Source organism: Paenibacillus sp. JMULE4 (assembly GCF_013337105.1).
GTDB classification, from domain to species: domain Bacteria; phylum Bacillota; class Bacilli; order Paenibacillales; family NBRC-103111; genus Paenibacillus_G; species Paenibacillus_G naphthalenovorans.
The window spans coordinates 165,243-179,963 of record NZ_SGWF01000016.1 but is presented as its reverse complement, the minus strand read 5'-3'; the positions used below and the strand labels follow the sequence as shown (position 1 = coordinate 179,963).

The following is a 14,721-nucleotide window of genomic DNA, read 5'->3' as shown; positions in this document are numbered from 1 at the left end:
AAAATGCCGTGGCCCAATCGACTTCCGCCCGCCGCGAGCGATCGTTTCAAACTGTCCCTTTGCCGTTTTACCGACCGCCTAAGACTGTTCAATAACGCGGGCGGTCAGCATGGCTTTGGCCACGCGGGCGCCGCTGTGGAAAATCTCAATATCAATCTTGCAAAAGCGCCGGCTGACTTCAATGACCGTAGGAAAAATTTCAATGACGCTGTCGATTTGAACCGGCTTCAGAAAATAACCGGAGAAATTATCCAGAATGAGATCGCCCTTCTTATGCTCCTTGGCGGTCCGGTAAGCGACCTGTGTCATGATGGTGGTCAGCACACCCTCGGAGACCGTGCCGAGATGATTCGTCATCTGCGCCGTGATCGTCCCGCGGAAATACAGTTTGCCCTCGTCGTCTCTCCGGTCCTCGAATCCCGACCATATCAAATCCTCGAAGGTTTCTCCGTTTTGCGGCTGCATCTGGATGTACTGCATGGCCTTCAGCACCTCCTGACGGCTGATGACCCCTATCATTTTGCGGTTCGTATCGATCACCGGCAAGAGCTCGATGCCTTCCCATACCATGATATGCGCGGCGGAAGCGACGGAAGCCTGCGGATGGATTGTGATGGGATGGCGCGTCATAAGCCGGTCCACCGTCTGGTCCGGTTCCGCTCCGACCACATCCTTCGTCGTGACAATCCCGATCGGCCGGTTCCATTCATCCACCACCGGAAACCGGTTATACCCCGTCTCCTCCATCAGCTTTTCCATGTCGGCAACCGTGTTATAGCTGCGCAAGCTACTGACGGGGGCATCGGTGCGGATGATATCCTCCACCAGCATGATTTGCTTCTTGATCAGCCGGTCGTAGATGGCCCGGTTGATCATTGTCGCCACGGTGAACGTATCATAGCTGCTGCTGATCAGCGGCAATTCGAGTTCATCCGCCAACCGCTTCACCTCCGGAGCGGTATCGAATCCGCCGGTAATGAGCACCCCTGCGCCCTGCTCCAGCGCGCCCATATGAGCCTTGTTGCGGTTGCCTACGAGCAGCAGGCTTCCGGGCTCGATGTACCGCATCATCGCATCCTGCTGCATGGCGCCGATGACAAACTTGTGGAGCGTTTTCTCCAATCCTCCAGCCCCGCCCAGCACTTCGCCGTCCACCATGCTCACCACCTCCGCAAAGGTCAGCTTGTCGATATTTTGCCGCTGCTTGCGATCTACCCTTACGGTTCCTGTGCGCTCCTTCGTACTGACAAGCCCCTGATTCTCCGCTTCCTTGATGGCGCGATACGCGGTTCCTTCGCTGACCTCCAGCGCTTTGGCGATTTTACGTACGGATATGCGCGTCCCGACGTTAAGCTCGGCGATATATCGGATAATCTGCTCATGCTTGGTGAGCAGCTCCTGCGGCTCTTCACTCATTCCCGAAACACCTCCATGCAAACTGTAATATCCTGTTTTTCAATTATATATAATAGATGTGTCAAAAAAACAGCCTGGCCGAAACAGATTTCCGGTATATCCTCCACATTAAGGTCCACGGAATGGAAAAAAGCCCAGGGCGTTCTCTCGCCTCAGGCTTCCTATTGCTTTGCAGCCGCAGATTAGCGGATTAGCAGATTATCCAATGTTTGCCACGATGCCGCACAGTGTCTTGTCTATGACAATTTGACGATTTGGCCGGTCGCATAAGATTTGAATGCGCCTAATATCACCTTCAATGATTTCAGCCCTTCTTCCCCGGAGATATCCGGTGCTTTGCCCGTTACAAGGCAATCTACGAAGGCGTCGATCACGCCGCTTGCGGTCTGTTTCTCATTCGTAGCGATGGCTCCGACTTTGTACCGTTCTACAGTACCGTCGCGCAGCTCGACAATCACCTGATCCTCCGGATGCGTACCCACCTTCATGACGCCGTTCTCGCACCAAAATACGGTGCTGTTGTCTTCGCCTTTGTAGTACGTCCAGCTGGCCGCCAAGGTCCCGATCGCACCGCTTTTCATCCGCAGCACGCAGGCGGCGTTATCATCGACGGCCGTATCTTCTTTGTGCAGCGTATCGATGATGGCAGCCACTTCAGCCACTTCGTCTTCCAGAAAGTACCTGATCAGATCGGATTTATGCACCCCAAGGTCGCCCATTGCTCCCATGATCGCCTCATCCTTGCGGAAAAACCAGCTGTCCCGTCCGTCTACACTCCACCTCTCCGGACCGGGATGACCGAACGAGGTCCGGAAAGTCAGCACTTTGCCGAGCTTGCCCGATTGCAGAATCTCCTTCGCTTTCCTATGCGGAGGCATCAGCCTTTGATTGTGTCCGACCATCAAGTAAACCCCGTTCCTCCTGGCCGCCTCGATCATCGCTTGCGCTTCCTCTTCGGTTGCCGCTATCGGTTTTTCTACCAGGACGTGAGCCCCTGCGTTGGCTGCGGCGATGGTCGCCGGAGCATGCAGAATGTTAGGCGTACACACACTGACCGCATCCGGCTTGACCTCGCGCAGCATGTCTTCATAATCGGTGAACGCTTGAGCAGAATAGGGCTCCGCGCACATTTGCGCGCGATCGGGAATCGGGTCGCAAAAAGCAACCAGCTCCACGTTCGGATTCACCGCATACTCCGGGATATGTCTTCTTTGCGCGATCGCGCCGCAGCCGATCACGGCCACTCTTATTTTTTTCATGATTTCAGCCTCCTCATATCCTTATATCCTTTTTATAAACGGGACAAATAATTCTCACGCAGCCATTGCATACTGATCTCTACACTTTCAAGCGGCGGATTTTGACACCGGTCCTGCTCCACAATAAGCCACTCGACATCGGCATCCGAGGCGGCTTGAAGCACCTCGGGCAGATGGATAATCCCTCTTCCAAGCTCCAGCGTATCGATGCCGCCGTCTTCGGCATAGCGGAAATCCTTCAAATGCAGCAGCGGAAGGCGTCCCGAATATTTGGCGGTATACGCCAACGGATCCTGACCGACATATTGCACCCACCCAAGATCCATTTCCACCTGGGCCAAAACAGGAGGCAGCGCATCGTACAGCGCGTCGAAGACAAATTGCTCCCCTACTTTCTCTTCAAATTCGAAGGCATGGTTATGATAAGCGAACTGCAGACCATGCTTTTGCGCTTTCCGGGCAACCTGTTCAAAAAAGGAAAAATGCCGCTCCCAATCTCTTCGATCATCCTGAGGAATATTAGGGCACACGATATATTCAGCTCCAATGGTCTTCAAATAGGCGATCTCGTTCTCCAGATTGTCCTGGAGAAGATGATACCTCACATGGCTGCCGATCGCTTTTAAATTCAACTCTTGGAGCAAGCTCTTCATCTCTTCGGCGGGCACGTCGCCGTAACCGGCAAACTCCACCCCTTCGTACCCCAGCTCAGCGACTTTACGCAGCGTACTGCGGAAATCTTTGGCCGTTTCGTCACGCACCGTATACATTTGCAAGCCAATCCCCATTCGTTTCAATGGAATCTCTCCCTCTCCGAATTGTTATCCCATTATTTCACCGCTCCGCCGGTCAGTCCCGTAACGATTTTTTCCTGGGCCATAAAATAAACCGTAAGGATCGGTAAGCTAGCCAAAGTCAGAGCGGCCATTAATGCGGGGACATTCACCGTTAATTCTCCGTAAAATTTCTGCATTCCGAGCGGCAGCGTCATGTTCTCCGGGCTCGAAATCAAGACCAGAGCGAAAATAAACTCCGTCCAGATATGAATAAAATTGTAGATCACAATCGTAGCCACCGCAGGCGTAAGCATCGGCAGAATAACGTTCCAAAACATTCGCATATGACCGCAGCCGTCGATTTCTGCGGCTTCTTCCACCTCGCGGGGAAGCTCCGACATGAACTGGGTCAATATAAATATCGAGATCGGTAAGCTAAACGCGACATACGGACCGATTAAAGCCGGAAGAGAGTCACTTAAACCGGCATTGCGGGTCAGAATAAAAATCGGAATCAGCGTAGAATGAATAGGCAGCATCATACCCGACACCAGCAGCAGGAATACCGGCTTATTCAAGCGGAATTTCAATCTGCTCAGCGGATAGCTCGCCAAGGCTGCGATGAATACGGTAAGCGCAACCGATATCGATGTAACGATGACGCTGTTGAAGAAATACGCCACAAGTCCTTTTTCAAACGCCAGGATATAGTTGGAGAATTGAATCGACGTGAACAACGAGAACGGATCCATAAAAAATTGTTCCTGCGTTTTGAAGGAGGTCGCAACCATATATAGGAACGGGTATCCCGTAAAGACCAGCAGCGCAACGGCAAGGATGTACTGGGGAACAAGCCTGATCGTCGCCGTCATGGCATCGCCCCCTTCTTCTTGCGGCCGGCTTCCATAACTTGGATGACGCCCGCTGCTATGAATGCCAGCAGGAACATCATAAAGGCCACCGCACTGCCATAGCCCATATCAAAATGAATAAACGCCTGTTTGTACATGTAGGTACCCAGCAGCTCCGTACTGCCGTTCGGTCCTCCACCCGTCATAATATAGAAGATGTCGAACGCTTTTAACGAACCGACAATGGCCAAAGTCGATGAAGTCACGATCGTCGGCATAAGAAGCGGAAGCGTAATATGCCAAAATCGTTCAAACCCGCTCGCTCCGTCTATGCTTGCCGCCTCGTACAGATCCTCCGAAATCCCGACGATCGCCGCTTTAAACAAAATCATGTAAAAGGGCGCGTACTGCCAAACAATGACCAATAAGATAGCGCTCATCGCCGTCTTCTCTTCGCTGAGCCAAGCGACATATTCGAAGCCGAACAGACTGATCAAACGGTTGACCACGCCATTCAAGGGATCAAACATGAAGATCCACAGCATACCAATGGCTACCGTCGACATCAAAAAAGGCATGAAGTAAATCGTCTGAAACAACCGCTTGCCCCGTATGGGAGCAAACAAAATCAACGCCATGATCAACCCCAATGGAATTTGAAGAAAAACCGAGGTGAAAATGATTTTGACGTTATTCAGAAACGCTTTCCAAAAAACTGGATCCGAAAAAAGAACGGTATAATTTTGCAACCCGATAAAGGTTTTATCCGCTCCGCCCTTCCATTGATAAAAGCTGTATTGAGCCGTCCCGAATATCGGATACAGGATGTAAATGCAGTAAACGATCAGTGCCGGCGCAAGAAACAAGCAAATGGTCAACCTTTTATCGAATTGTTTTTTTCGGCCCGGGCTCAGCGAAGTCGCTGCAGGGTAAGAATATTCTGTTTTTTGCAAGTTCCCCACATCCTTCCTGCACAGGTTGAGAAGATAGGGGGGAGAATCCCCCGTCCTGCTTTACTTCAAGATTTGCTTCGCTTTTTCTTCCATTCGTTTCGCCGCTTCCTCCGGAGTAATCGACAATCCGAACAAGGCCTGCGTCGTATCCTTATGCAGCTCGGCCAATTCCGCCGGCAGCGTTTGGTCATAAGGCCAAAACATCGCTTTGGCATTCGCCGACATTTCGGCCAGCCGTTTAGCGTATACGTCTTTGTAAGTTACTCCATTGATCGCAACAGGAGAAGCCGTACGATCCGAATAAGCTTGTGCGGTTTCCAGGCTGGTCAATTCCTTAATCAATTCGATAGCCAAATCCGGGTTGGCCGACTTCTTGGATACGGACCATACCGGAGCCGTGGTGGCTTGAAGGTTGCCCGGATCGCCTTTGCCTCCCGGCAGCGTCGGGAACGGGAAGAAATCCAATTTGGCCTCAAAGCTCGGCGCTTCCGCCCGCATGTTATTTACGAACGCATTGGACATCAGCATCATGGCCGCTTGCCCCGTGTACATCAGCTGGCGTCCTTGACCCGCATCGTAGGCAATGCCGTTGAAGCCTTTGTTAAACGCTTCGCGTTTGGAAAGCTCTTGAATGTACTGCCCTGCCTTCACATAGCCCGGATCGTCAAAGCCGCGGCCCTGACGTGCGAACGCATGGTTGAACAGCTCCGGGCCTTCCGCGCGGTCAGCCAAATACATCAAGTAGTAAGCCCCCGGCCATTTGGGCTGGTTGGCCAATGCGATCGGGATGACTTTGTTTTGCTTAAGCGTATCGACGACATTCAAGAACTCCTCCCAAGTAGCAGGGGGTTTGATCTGATGTTTGGCAAATATCTCTTTATTGTACCAGAACACGGACAGGGAAAGCCCCAATGGCAGCCCGTATACTTTATTGTCGAAGGTCGCATTGGCTAAAGCCTGTTGGTTATAAAGGCTCGAATCGAACTGACCCGTAATTTCCAAAACATTGTTCTGACCGACAAACTCTTTCAGCCATCCGCCGCCCCACGAATGGAACACATCGGGCGGATTGCCTCCGGTCATCGCTACAGCAAATTTTTGTTTATAGGTGTCATTTGGCGTTTGCAGCGTTTTGACTTCGACGTCCGGATGCTTCGCTTTGAAACGTTCTACCGCTTCCAAATATACTTTTTCTTTCTCGCCGGGATCGATATACCAAAACTCCAGCGTTTTCTTGCCTCCGCTATTTCCTCCTGCCGCCGGGGTGCCGGATGACGTTCCGGATGTGATTCCTTGTTGGCTCGTTGGTGTTGTGGAACTGCTGCAAGCCGCCAAAATAAGGGAGATGGCACTTAACATGACCATTGTTTTTTTCATTCCAAACCCTCCTGAACATGGTTATGAAGGATAAAACAATACCGAAAAATGGAGCACGTTAATGGGATCGCTTCATCACCCCCTTCAAGCCGTATGGTTTTGTGTTTGCATCGGGATTGATTTGTAATCGATTACAAATCAATCGTTTGTTCATGTCCTGAAAGCGGACACGAACCTTGTTGTATTGTAATCGATTACAAACGGTTTAAATGAAATCCGCAGGATTCGCGGATGACTAACTCGTCATTCAAAATCACATGTTTGCTGCTTAAAGGCTCACCCTTCATCATGCGGATCAGCATTTCAACCGAAATTCTGCCCAAGTCCTCTTTAGGCTGTGCCATTGTAGTCAACGGCGGTTCACAGATCAATGCCATTTTGATGTCGTCAAATCCGACCACCGCAAATTCATCCGGGATGGATATCCCCAGTTTTCTGGCTGCTTTCATAGCCCCAATGGCCATTTCATCACTTGCCGCTACCAATGCCGTAGGAGGGTTGGGGGAGGCCAGCATCTGCAAGGCCAGATCATAACCGGATTGAAAATAAAAGTCTCCTTCACAAACCAGGGATTCATCGACAGCCAATCCATGGGCTACCATCGCGGAGAAAAAGCCTTCCTGCCGCTCCTTGCTCAAGGAAAGTCCAAGGGGGCCGGAAAAATAGGCGATTCTGCGGTGGCCTAACCGGATGAGATGTTCGGTTGCCGTTTGTGAGCTTAAGCGGTTGTTATTGATTACAAAAGGAATGTCTGCGGGTGTCTCTTGGTGCCCTACAATCACAACAGGGTGCTTGTCTATTACACGCTGTATTGCTGAGGGATGCATGCGAGGATACAAAAAAATCACGCCATCAACCATTTTTTGCTGCAGCAGGTGCAAATATTTTTCTTCCATCTCCGGCGATTTGTCGGTATCTCCTAACAGAACCTGATAACCGTTCTCAAATGCCGCATTCTGTATGGATTTTAAGATGTAAGAAAAAAAGGTGTTCATAATGTTGGGGATCACAACCAAAATACTGTTGGTTTGCAGCTTTCTAAGATTGCGGGCCAACATATTCGGTTGGTAATTCAGCTCCTCAATAGCCCGATATACCTTCTCGCGATTTTTCGGGGAGACTTTCTCCGGATTGGTATAGACGCGTGATACGGTCGCGACGGATAACTTGCATCGTTTGGCTACATCATCCATCGTCACCTTTCGCATTCCGACACCCCCTTCTTTATCCGTTGCCGCACCGAATGTAATCCATTACATGTATGCGCTTACAAAGATTCTAATACAAGATATTTTCAGTGTCAATACAAAATCTGGATTTTTAGCTTTTTATTCCCGGGAAACGCCTCTCTATGCATTGAATGAATTCGCCATACGCATCCCGCAAATCGGTTATCGTGATCAGCTCGGGCGTATTGGCGATCTCCTCGGGCGATTGATCGCCCAAAATACTGTCAAGCCCCTGATAGTTAAACTTTAAATCCTTATACGTTTGATCCAGCTTCTCCAGTACGACTCCGATTAAGGTTTGATATTGTTCCATGTTTGCTCTCCTGCATTTTTTAACTCATTGTATCATAATGACCTCTGCAGCGGACAATGAAAAAAGACCGTATTCCGGTGAATAACGGTCTTTTCAATCATGCGGCGCTTCAGGAAAAAAGGGGGTTATTCGCCCCGGTTACTTACCTGGAGGCGTTACTTCCCTTAGCGGCATAAGCCGTACCGTTCCGGTATTCCGAATCCCATTCGGGAGCCGGTACGCCCGGTACCTTGCCTTTTAACAGCGGATCATTCGTTTCCCGCATTCTGCGCTCTACGCGTTCACGCAGCTCAAGCAGTATATCCCTGAATGCCGGATCTCCGGCCAAGTTGTTGGTTTCAAGCGGATCCTGGGACAGATCATACAGTTCCTCGGGGACATTGGGCACGTAATATTCGTCCCTTACCGCACGCCCGGACAGGCTGCGGTGAATATCCAGCGGCAAGTAAACGGACGGCCCCGGCTCAAAGTTGCGGATATATTTGTACCGTTCCGTGCGGATTCCGCGCATAGGGTGGTACAAATCATGCCACGTCAGCTCGCAGAAAAAATGGTCCCGTACGGAATCCTCTTTCCCTTCGAGCAGCGGCAGGAAGCTTCGTCCGTCAAGGTCGGCGGGCAGCGGAGCTCCGGCCAATTCCAGCAGGGTCGGCATTAAATCGATATTGCAAAGCAGCTGCCGCTCTGTCCTGCCCCCTGCCCATTGCTTCGGCCACGATACAATCAGTGCGGTCTCCAATCCGCTGTCGAACAGGGTGCCTTTGGCCCGGGGAAACGCTATGCCGTGATCCGTCGTGTAGATGACGACCGTGTTCTCGTCCAGCCCCGTTTCTTTCAAGGCATTCAGAATACGTCCGACGCCAAGATCAAGCGTCTTGGCCGAACCGTGAAGCAGGGCGAAATCATCGCGCACATCCGGCGTATCCGGAAGATAAGCCGGGGGAACGGCCTTTTCCCTAGGGTCCGCGGCATGCTCATATTCATCGAAATCCCGGTGCGTTTCAAAAAAACCGACAGAGGCAAAAAACGGCTTCCCGCCCTCCTTCGCCTTTTCTCTTAAAAAGGCGGCGGTTCGTTCACCAACCGCAGGAGCTCTGTCGCCCGGGACGGAAATGACTTCCTCATAACCGAGTGCCTTGCCCGAAGAAAAGTTCGTCCCGCCGGGCTCCCCGATCGTCTCATGGCTTAACCCGATCAAAGCCGTTTGATACCCTTCCTTGCGGAGTTCCATCGGCAGCGTAGCCACGCCGTCACGAATGGAAAATCCAAGATGGGCAAGCCCAATCATGCCGTGATTATGCGGGTAACGTCCGGTAATGACGCTTCCCCTGCTGGGACTGCATTGGGGCGCCGGACAAAAATAGTTATCGAAAAGAACGCCTTGAGCGGCCAAACCGTCGAGATTCGGCGTTTCTACAGGTCGTCCGTAACAGCCTAAATATCTTCCCGTATCATGCGATATCATGAGAAGAATGTTTGGTTTATTCATTGATCATACTCCTTCTGGCATTCATCATCACCTAAGCCGCGAATTGCAGGCTCATTCTTTGACCGCACCGGATGTCAGACCGGAAACGATCCGCTTTTGAAAAATAAGGACAAGAATAACAATCGGCACTGTCACACTGACGGTAGCCGCAGTAATTTCTCCCCAAGGAAACGTATATTCCCCTTGAAACATCGCGATACCGACGGGTACCGTCATCATGCTTTGCTTCGTGTTGATCGTAAGCGAAAAGAGAAACTCATGCCAGGAATCGATAAATACGATAATGGCCGTCGTGAACATCCCCGGCACAGCAAGCGGCAGGATGACTTTGCGAAAGGTTTGCATGAGCGTTGCGCCGGCAATCTTTGCAGCCTCTTCCAATTCCACAGGAATCTTCTTGAAAAAAGTGGTCATATACCATATCGCAAGCGGAAGAGCAAATGTCGTATGAGGGATAACCAGCCCTAAATACGTATTGCGGAGTCCCGTTGACTGCATAAATAGAAAAATAGGCGAAATCGTAGCAATCTGAGGAAACATCGAAACGGCAAGCAGCAGCCCCAGAAATAACGTTTTCCCGTAAAAGTGCAGCCGTGCGATGGCATATGCGGCGAAGGACGCAACGAACAAACTGTATACCGTCGTCAGCAGAGCGACCGTCAGGCTGTTCACAATGTAACGCGCAAGCGGATGCGCCGTAAACGCGTAAATATAGTTATCCAACGTCGGTTGCTGGGGAATGATCCGAAAAGCAGATTCACCGAACAGCTCTGACGGAGATTTTATAGATGCGAGGAAGGTCCATAGAAATGGAAACAACACCGCAAATATAAACATGAACAACAATATGTGAAATCCGAAACCCGCTTTTTTGCGCATGTGCTTCCCCCTATCCCCCGCGCTTGGCGATGATATCCGAACCGAGAATTTTAACGTAGATCATGCAAATGATCGCAATGCATAGGAACACAATGACCGACAAAGCCGATCCCGCTCCAAAATTAAGCTGGGCAAACATCGTTTTATATGCATAAATAGAGATGGACTCCGTAGAGTTCGCCGGTCCGCCGCCGGTTAATACATAAATCAGGTCAAATACCCGGAAGGCGTCCAGCGTCCTGAACAGGAGCGCTACCAGAATCGTCGATTTTAACATGGGCAGCGTGATCCGGAAAAACCGCTGCCATTTGGTGGCGCCGTCTACCTGAGCCGCTTCATACAAGGAATCGGGTATGGTCTGAAGTCCGGCGAAGAGCAGCAGCGCGATAAACGGAGTCGTTTTCCACACATCGGCAAAAATGACGGCGAATAACGCCCCGGCTTTCGTGGACATCAGCATCCCCATGTCGGAAATGATGCCGAGATCCGTCAGCCATTTCGCAAAAATGCCGCTTTGGCCGTCATACATGTAGGACCAGATCATTCCCGAAATGGCCGTCGGCGTTGCCCAGGGAATCAGTATAGCGGCCCTGGCAAGCCCGCGGCCCTTGAAGGGCTGGTTGATCAGGAGGGCGATCATCAGTCCAAGCACCAGTTCGATGGAGACGGAAAACACGCTAAACAGCGTCGTATTGGCAAGCGAATCCCACATTCGCCGGTCCGTCAGAAAGTAACGATAATGCTCCAGCCCGATAAAGTTCGGCTCTACAAATGAAGACTGAAACGCCTTGACCAAACCGATGGAATCATCCGGTCTTTTTAACGCATCTTGAGACTTTAATTGGTGAAGACGCTCTTCGATTCGGGTCAGTCCCGAGCGGACATCGACCGCGGTTTGATTATCGATTTCAGCATATTTCAAAGCATCAGGCACCGGCTTGAAATCATACAGCAGCTGATCCACCTGATCATAACGTTCCTTGACAATGCTCTCCTCGTTCAACTTTCCAGCCAACTGCTTAACATCGGCGGCAATCCGGCGGATATCCTCTTTCGCGGTGCCGGCGGCGCTGCGCGCTTCATTGTCCAGTACATTGAACAAAACGTTAATCGTACCCACGTACCGTTCCATATCAATGGAATAGCTGTTGTGCATGGCCGATTTGGCGGGATCGTTCAGGCGGACGTCGTACAGGCTGATCCAAAACGAACGGGCTACGGGCCAGACTGCAATCAGGAAAATCATGATGAACGCCGGCAGCACCAAATAGTACCCCGCATGTTTCTCCGAAAACCAATACCGGCGGGCTTTGTTCTTGTTTCCCGGGTTCATGGAACACCCACTTCCATTAAGCTTTTGAACAGTCGGGAGCCATATGGAGACGGCTCCCGACCGTATTCAGGTTGATATGATGTGCGTTTATTTCGCCGCTTTGATTTTCTGTTCCATGTTTTGTACAGCTTGTTCGGCAGTTTGTTCGCCGGCGATGGCCTTGGATACTTCGACTTGGATGATATCGGAAATTTTGGCATACAGCGGCGTAATAGGTCTCGGAACAGCAGCGCTAAGTCCCTCTACAAACTCGCGGTTGGCAAACAGCGGGCTTGCTTTTTGCACATCCGGATCATCAAAGAGCGGCAAATAGGTCGGTGTCTGCGTACTGTCGATCGCAATAATTTTTTGGCCTTCCGGGCCCACCATGAATTTCAAGAACTCCCACGCTTCACGCGGATGTTTCGAATATTTATTGATCGCGGCAAACCATCCGCCCAGCGCCGCCGCAGACTTCACATCTCCGGCCGGAAGCGGAGCGATGCCTACCTTATCGGCAATTTTAGACACTTTCGGATCGATCGCCTGGGCATACAAAGCCGGCCAATGGCGTGCAAACACAGCCGCGCCTTCTATAAAAGCGTTACGTGTTTCAAGCTCGGTGAAGGTTTTGATATCAGTCGGCACAAATCCCGATTTCGAGATTTCGATCAGCTTGTTCAGTCCTTTAATGGTATTTGCGCTGTTGATGGCAACGTTCCCTTTGTCGTCATATACTTGTCCGCCATAAGCAGCAGCCAGCTCGGTGAAGTTAACGACAAGACCCTCGTATTGCTTGGCCTGATAAACATACCCGTATTTCGTCCCGCCTTGACCCTTCAGCTCATTGGCTTGCTGAATAAGCTCATCCCAGGTTTTCGGCGGCGATTTCACAAGATCTTTACGGTAGTATAACAAGCCGGCATTGTTATAACGCGGAAGCGCCCATTGCTGACCGGCAAAATAACCGGCGTCTATGCCGCCCTGCAAATAGTTGCTCAGATCAATCTTATCCTCCTGGATAAAACGGTCGAGCGGAAGCAAAAAGCCGGCTTGGGCGAATTCGGCAGGCCAGACGACATCGAGGTTCATCACGTCGATTTCAGAAGATTGTCCGCCTAAAATGGTAACGTATTGATCGTGCATCTGCGTTGAATTGTTAGGAAAATCGCGCAGCTCCACTTCAATGTTCGGATGCTTGGCATGAAAAGCATCGATCAATTTTTTTGTAGCGGGGGTCTGATCGTTCCCCTGGGCAAAAACAATCTTCACCTTCTCTGCCTTATTTCCCTCATTTGCAGCCGATGACTGGTTGTCACTGCCGGATGGATTGCTGCTTGAACCGTTATCCTGTGCGCCTCCGCAAGCGCTCAGAGTAATCATACTCGTCATAACCAATCCGAATACTGAGGATTTTTTCCACAACTTCATTTTTTCCTCCTCTGTACCATACATTCTTTCATTGTTTCATGTTCAGTAAACCCTCAGAAGCACGACCCATTCCGATAAACTCCCTTGCATCCCCCCATAGCCAAATGATTTTAATGAAAAGCTTTTCATCCATAAGAGAAGTCATTTCTCTTAATAATTGCATTAATAACATTAAAATTACGCTATTCATGAATGAAAAGCTTTTCAGTCCTGCGGCTATCCTCCATTTAAATTTTTGCCACAGATTGCCGCTCCACCAGTTCATGAGCAATATAGGTTCTTAATTCGCCAACCTGTTTGCCTTGAACCAAGTTATCCAGCTTCTCCACGGCCAATTGGCCAATTTGGTAGAGAGGCTGTGCGATCGTGGTTAATTTGGGAAAACACATCACCGCAAGCCGCGTATTATCAAAACCAATCACGGACAGATCGTCGGGAACCTTAATGCCGTGCTCGTGGCAATAAGAAATAGCCCCCAATGCCCGTTCATCGCTCGACGCAAAGACAGCCGTGAGATCCGGAGATTTTTGGCAGCAGCCTGCCCATGGCTTCATAACCGTCCTCAAAGCGGTAGTTGCCGTTTTGTACGCAGGTCTCATAATCGGCCTCGATATTGTAGGTGCGCAATGCCCGCATGAACCCCTGCAGTCTGGGAACAGCGGTAACCGGATCCATCATGGATCCTGCAATCATTCCTATTCGGCGATGCCCGTTGCGGATCAAATATTCGGTCGCCTCAAATCCCGCCTGTTCATCGTTCACTTTTACCGATGGAATTTCAAATTCCAGGCTGTGTGTGGCCGCCAAAACGACAGGGATCTGAAGCTGCTGGAACAGCTCGTTGTAGTCCGGATAGATGGGTTCACTTGTAAAAATCAGACCATCGATTTGTTTTTCCTTCAGCACTTTTAAACTTGCCAGCAGACGGGGTTTGTTGTTATCCGTATTGCACAAAATGAGATTATAGTCCAGCCGGTGCGCCATATCCTCCATCCCCCGCAGTATCTCCGCGTAAAATAAATTGGAGATGTCGGGAATAAGCACGCCCAAGGTTTGCGTCCGCTTATGAATCAGGCCTCTGGCCAATGCATTCGGCGTATAGTTGAGCTCCGCTATCGCCTTGAACACTTTGTCCCTGGTCTCTTCGGCTACCAGATTCGGCGAGTTCAATACTCTGGAAACCGTACTGATCGAAACGTCCGCCAACTTGGCTACATCTTTAATGTTTGATCTCATGCCTCGTTACCTCGCCAAGCAAAATGGGTATAATGAAAATTTTATGAAAACCTTTTCATCATGTATATTAATTATACTCCTCTTGAAAAATACCGTCAATACTTAATTCATACAATTTCTATGGGAATTTAACCAATAGGGCAGCGGGATACCAAATCAGAGAAAAAAACACCCGATCCGGAACCTCCGATGACGGGTGT

At 50.4% G+C, this 14,721-nt stretch carries 14 protein-coding genes; all 14 read right to left on the bottom strand.

Going from position 1 to position 14,721, the window contains the following annotated elements; translation table 11 throughout:
• Window positions 1–78 precede the first annotated feature (78 nt).
• The 14 genes from EXW96_RS18110 to EXW96_RS18050 all read right to left on the bottom strand — a co-directional run bounded on the left by EXW96_RS18110 (window position 79) and on the right by EXW96_RS18050 (window position 14,521).
• Window positions 79–1,416: a DRTGG domain-containing protein gene (locus EXW96_RS18110; protein ID WP_062409517.1), complete on the bottom strand. Its 1,338-nt coding sequence runs from the start codon at window positions 1,414–1,416 to the stop codon at window positions 79–81.
• 236 nt (window positions 1,417–1,652) lie between these two features.
• Complete coding sequence (locus tag EXW96_RS18105; RefSeq protein ID WP_074729406.1) at window positions 1,653–2,675, bottom strand: Gfo/Idh/MocA family protein; 1,023 nt, start codon at window positions 2,673–2,675, stop codon at window positions 1,653–1,655.
• 32 nt (window positions 2,676–2,707) lie between these two features.
• Window positions 2,708–3,472, bottom strand: a complete 765-nt coding sequence (locus EXW96_RS18100; protein WP_174351112.1) for a sugar phosphate isomerase/epimerase family protein — start codon at window positions 3,470–3,472, stop codon at window positions 2,708–2,710.
• Between the two features lie 32 nt (window positions 3,473–3,504).
• A complete protein-coding gene (locus EXW96_RS18095; protein ID WP_074729410.1) occupies window positions 3,505–4,323 on the bottom strand; it encodes a carbohydrate ABC transporter permease in 819 nt (272 codons plus the stop codon).
• Window positions 4,320–5,255: a carbohydrate ABC transporter permease gene (locus tag EXW96_RS18090; RefSeq protein ID WP_254611456.1), complete on the bottom strand. Its 936-nt coding sequence runs from the start codon at window positions 5,253–5,255 to the stop codon at window positions 4,320–4,322. Before EXW96_RS18090 ends, EXW96_RS18095 begins: the two co-directional genes overlap by 4 nt.
• A gap of 60 nt (window positions 5,256–5,315) precedes the next feature.
• Window positions 5,316–6,632, bottom strand: coding sequence for an extracellular solute-binding protein (locus EXW96_RS18085; RefSeq protein WP_174351111.1), 1,317 nt, complete (start codon window positions 6,630–6,632; stop codon window positions 5,316–5,318).
• A gap of 194 nt (window positions 6,633–6,826) precedes the next feature.
• On the bottom strand, window positions 6,827–7,840 hold the full coding sequence (locus tag EXW96_RS18080) for a LacI family DNA-binding transcriptional regulator (protein ID WP_174351110.1): 1,014 nt from the start codon (window positions 7,838–7,840) through the stop codon (window positions 6,827–6,829).
• 112 nt (window positions 7,841–7,952) lie between these two features.
• Window positions 7,953–8,174: a hypothetical protein gene (locus tag EXW96_RS18075; RefSeq protein WP_062409523.1), complete on the bottom strand. Its 222-nt coding sequence runs from the start codon at window positions 8,172–8,174 to the stop codon at window positions 7,953–7,955.
• Window positions 8,175–8,316: 142 nt separating this feature from the next.
• Window positions 8,317–9,663, bottom strand: a complete 1,347-nt coding sequence (locus EXW96_RS18070) for a sulfatase family protein (protein ID WP_174351109.1) — start codon at window positions 9,661–9,663, stop codon at window positions 8,317–8,319.
• A gap of 51 nt (window positions 9,664–9,714) precedes the next feature.
• A complete protein-coding gene (locus EXW96_RS18065; RefSeq protein WP_174351108.1) occupies window positions 9,715–10,542 on the bottom strand; it encodes a carbohydrate ABC transporter permease in 828 nt (275 codons plus the stop codon).
• A gap of 10 nt (window positions 10,543–10,552) precedes the next feature.
• The gene (locus EXW96_RS18060; RefSeq protein WP_174351107.1) at window positions 10,553–11,875 is read right to left on the bottom strand and encodes a carbohydrate ABC transporter permease; all 1,323 of its coding nucleotides are present in this window, start codon (window positions 11,873–11,875) and stop codon (window positions 10,553–10,555) included.
• Window positions 11,876–11,962: 87 nt separating this feature from the next.
• Complete coding sequence (locus EXW96_RS18055; protein ID WP_174351106.1) at window positions 11,963–13,285, bottom strand: ABC transporter substrate-binding protein; 1,323 nt, start codon at window positions 13,283–13,285, stop codon at window positions 11,963–11,965.
• Between the two features lie 227 nt (window positions 13,286–13,512).
• Complete coding sequence (locus tag EXW96_RS27700; RefSeq protein ID WP_254611455.1) at window positions 13,513–13,764, bottom strand: substrate-binding domain-containing protein; 252 nt, start codon at window positions 13,762–13,764, stop codon at window positions 13,513–13,515.
• Window positions 13,765–13,771: 7 nt separating this feature from the next.
• Window positions 13,772–14,521: a LacI family DNA-binding transcriptional regulator gene (locus EXW96_RS18050; RefSeq protein WP_254611454.1), complete on the bottom strand. Its 750-nt coding sequence runs from the start codon at window positions 14,519–14,521 to the stop codon at window positions 13,772–13,774.
• Window positions 14,522–14,721: the final 200 nt, after the last annotated feature.

Excerpts from the sequence above, each read along its gene's own strand:
- EXW96_RS18065 (WP_174351108.1), bottom strand. The coding sequence starts at position 10,542 with ATGCGCAAAAAAGCGGGTTTCGGATTTCACATATTGTTGTTCATGTTT.
- EXW96_RS18085 (WP_174351111.1), bottom strand. The coding sequence starts at position 6,632 with ATGAAAAAAACAATGGTCATGTTAAGTGCCATCTCCCTTATTTTGGCG.
- EXW96_RS18080 (WP_174351110.1), bottom strand. The coding sequence starts at position 7,840 with ATGCGAAAGGTGACGATGGATGATGTAGCCAAACGATGCAAGTTATCC.
- EXW96_RS18060 (WP_174351107.1), bottom strand. The coding sequence starts at position 11,875 with ATGAACCCGGGAAACAAGAACAAAGCCCGCCGGTATTGGTTTTCGGAG.
- EXW96_RS18070 (WP_174351109.1), bottom strand. The coding sequence starts at position 9,663 with ATGAATAAACCAAACATTCTTCTCATGATATCGCATGATACGGGAAGA.
- EXW96_RS18110 (WP_062409517.1), bottom strand. The coding sequence starts at position 1,416 with ATGAGTGAAGAGCCGCAGGAGCTGCTCACCAAGCATGAGCAGATTATC.
- EXW96_RS18105 (WP_074729406.1), bottom strand. The coding sequence starts at position 2,675 with ATGAAAAAAATAAGAGTGGCCGTGATCGGCTGCGGCGCGATCGCGCAA.
- EXW96_RS18055 (WP_174351106.1), bottom strand. The coding sequence starts at position 13,285 with ATGAAGTTGTGGAAAAAATCCTCAGTATTCGGATTGGTTATGACGAGT.
- EXW96_RS18050 (WP_254611454.1), bottom strand. The coding sequence starts at position 14,521 with ATGAGATCAAACATTAAAGATGTAGCCAAGTTGGCGGACGTTTCGATC.
- EXW96_RS18095 (WP_074729410.1), bottom strand. The coding sequence starts at position 4,323 with ATGACGGCGACGATCAGGCTTGTTCCCCAGTACATCCTTGCCGTTGCG.
- EXW96_RS18075 (WP_062409523.1), bottom strand. The coding sequence starts at position 8,174 with ATGGAACAATATCAAACCTTAATCGGAGTCGTACTGGAGAAGCTGGAT.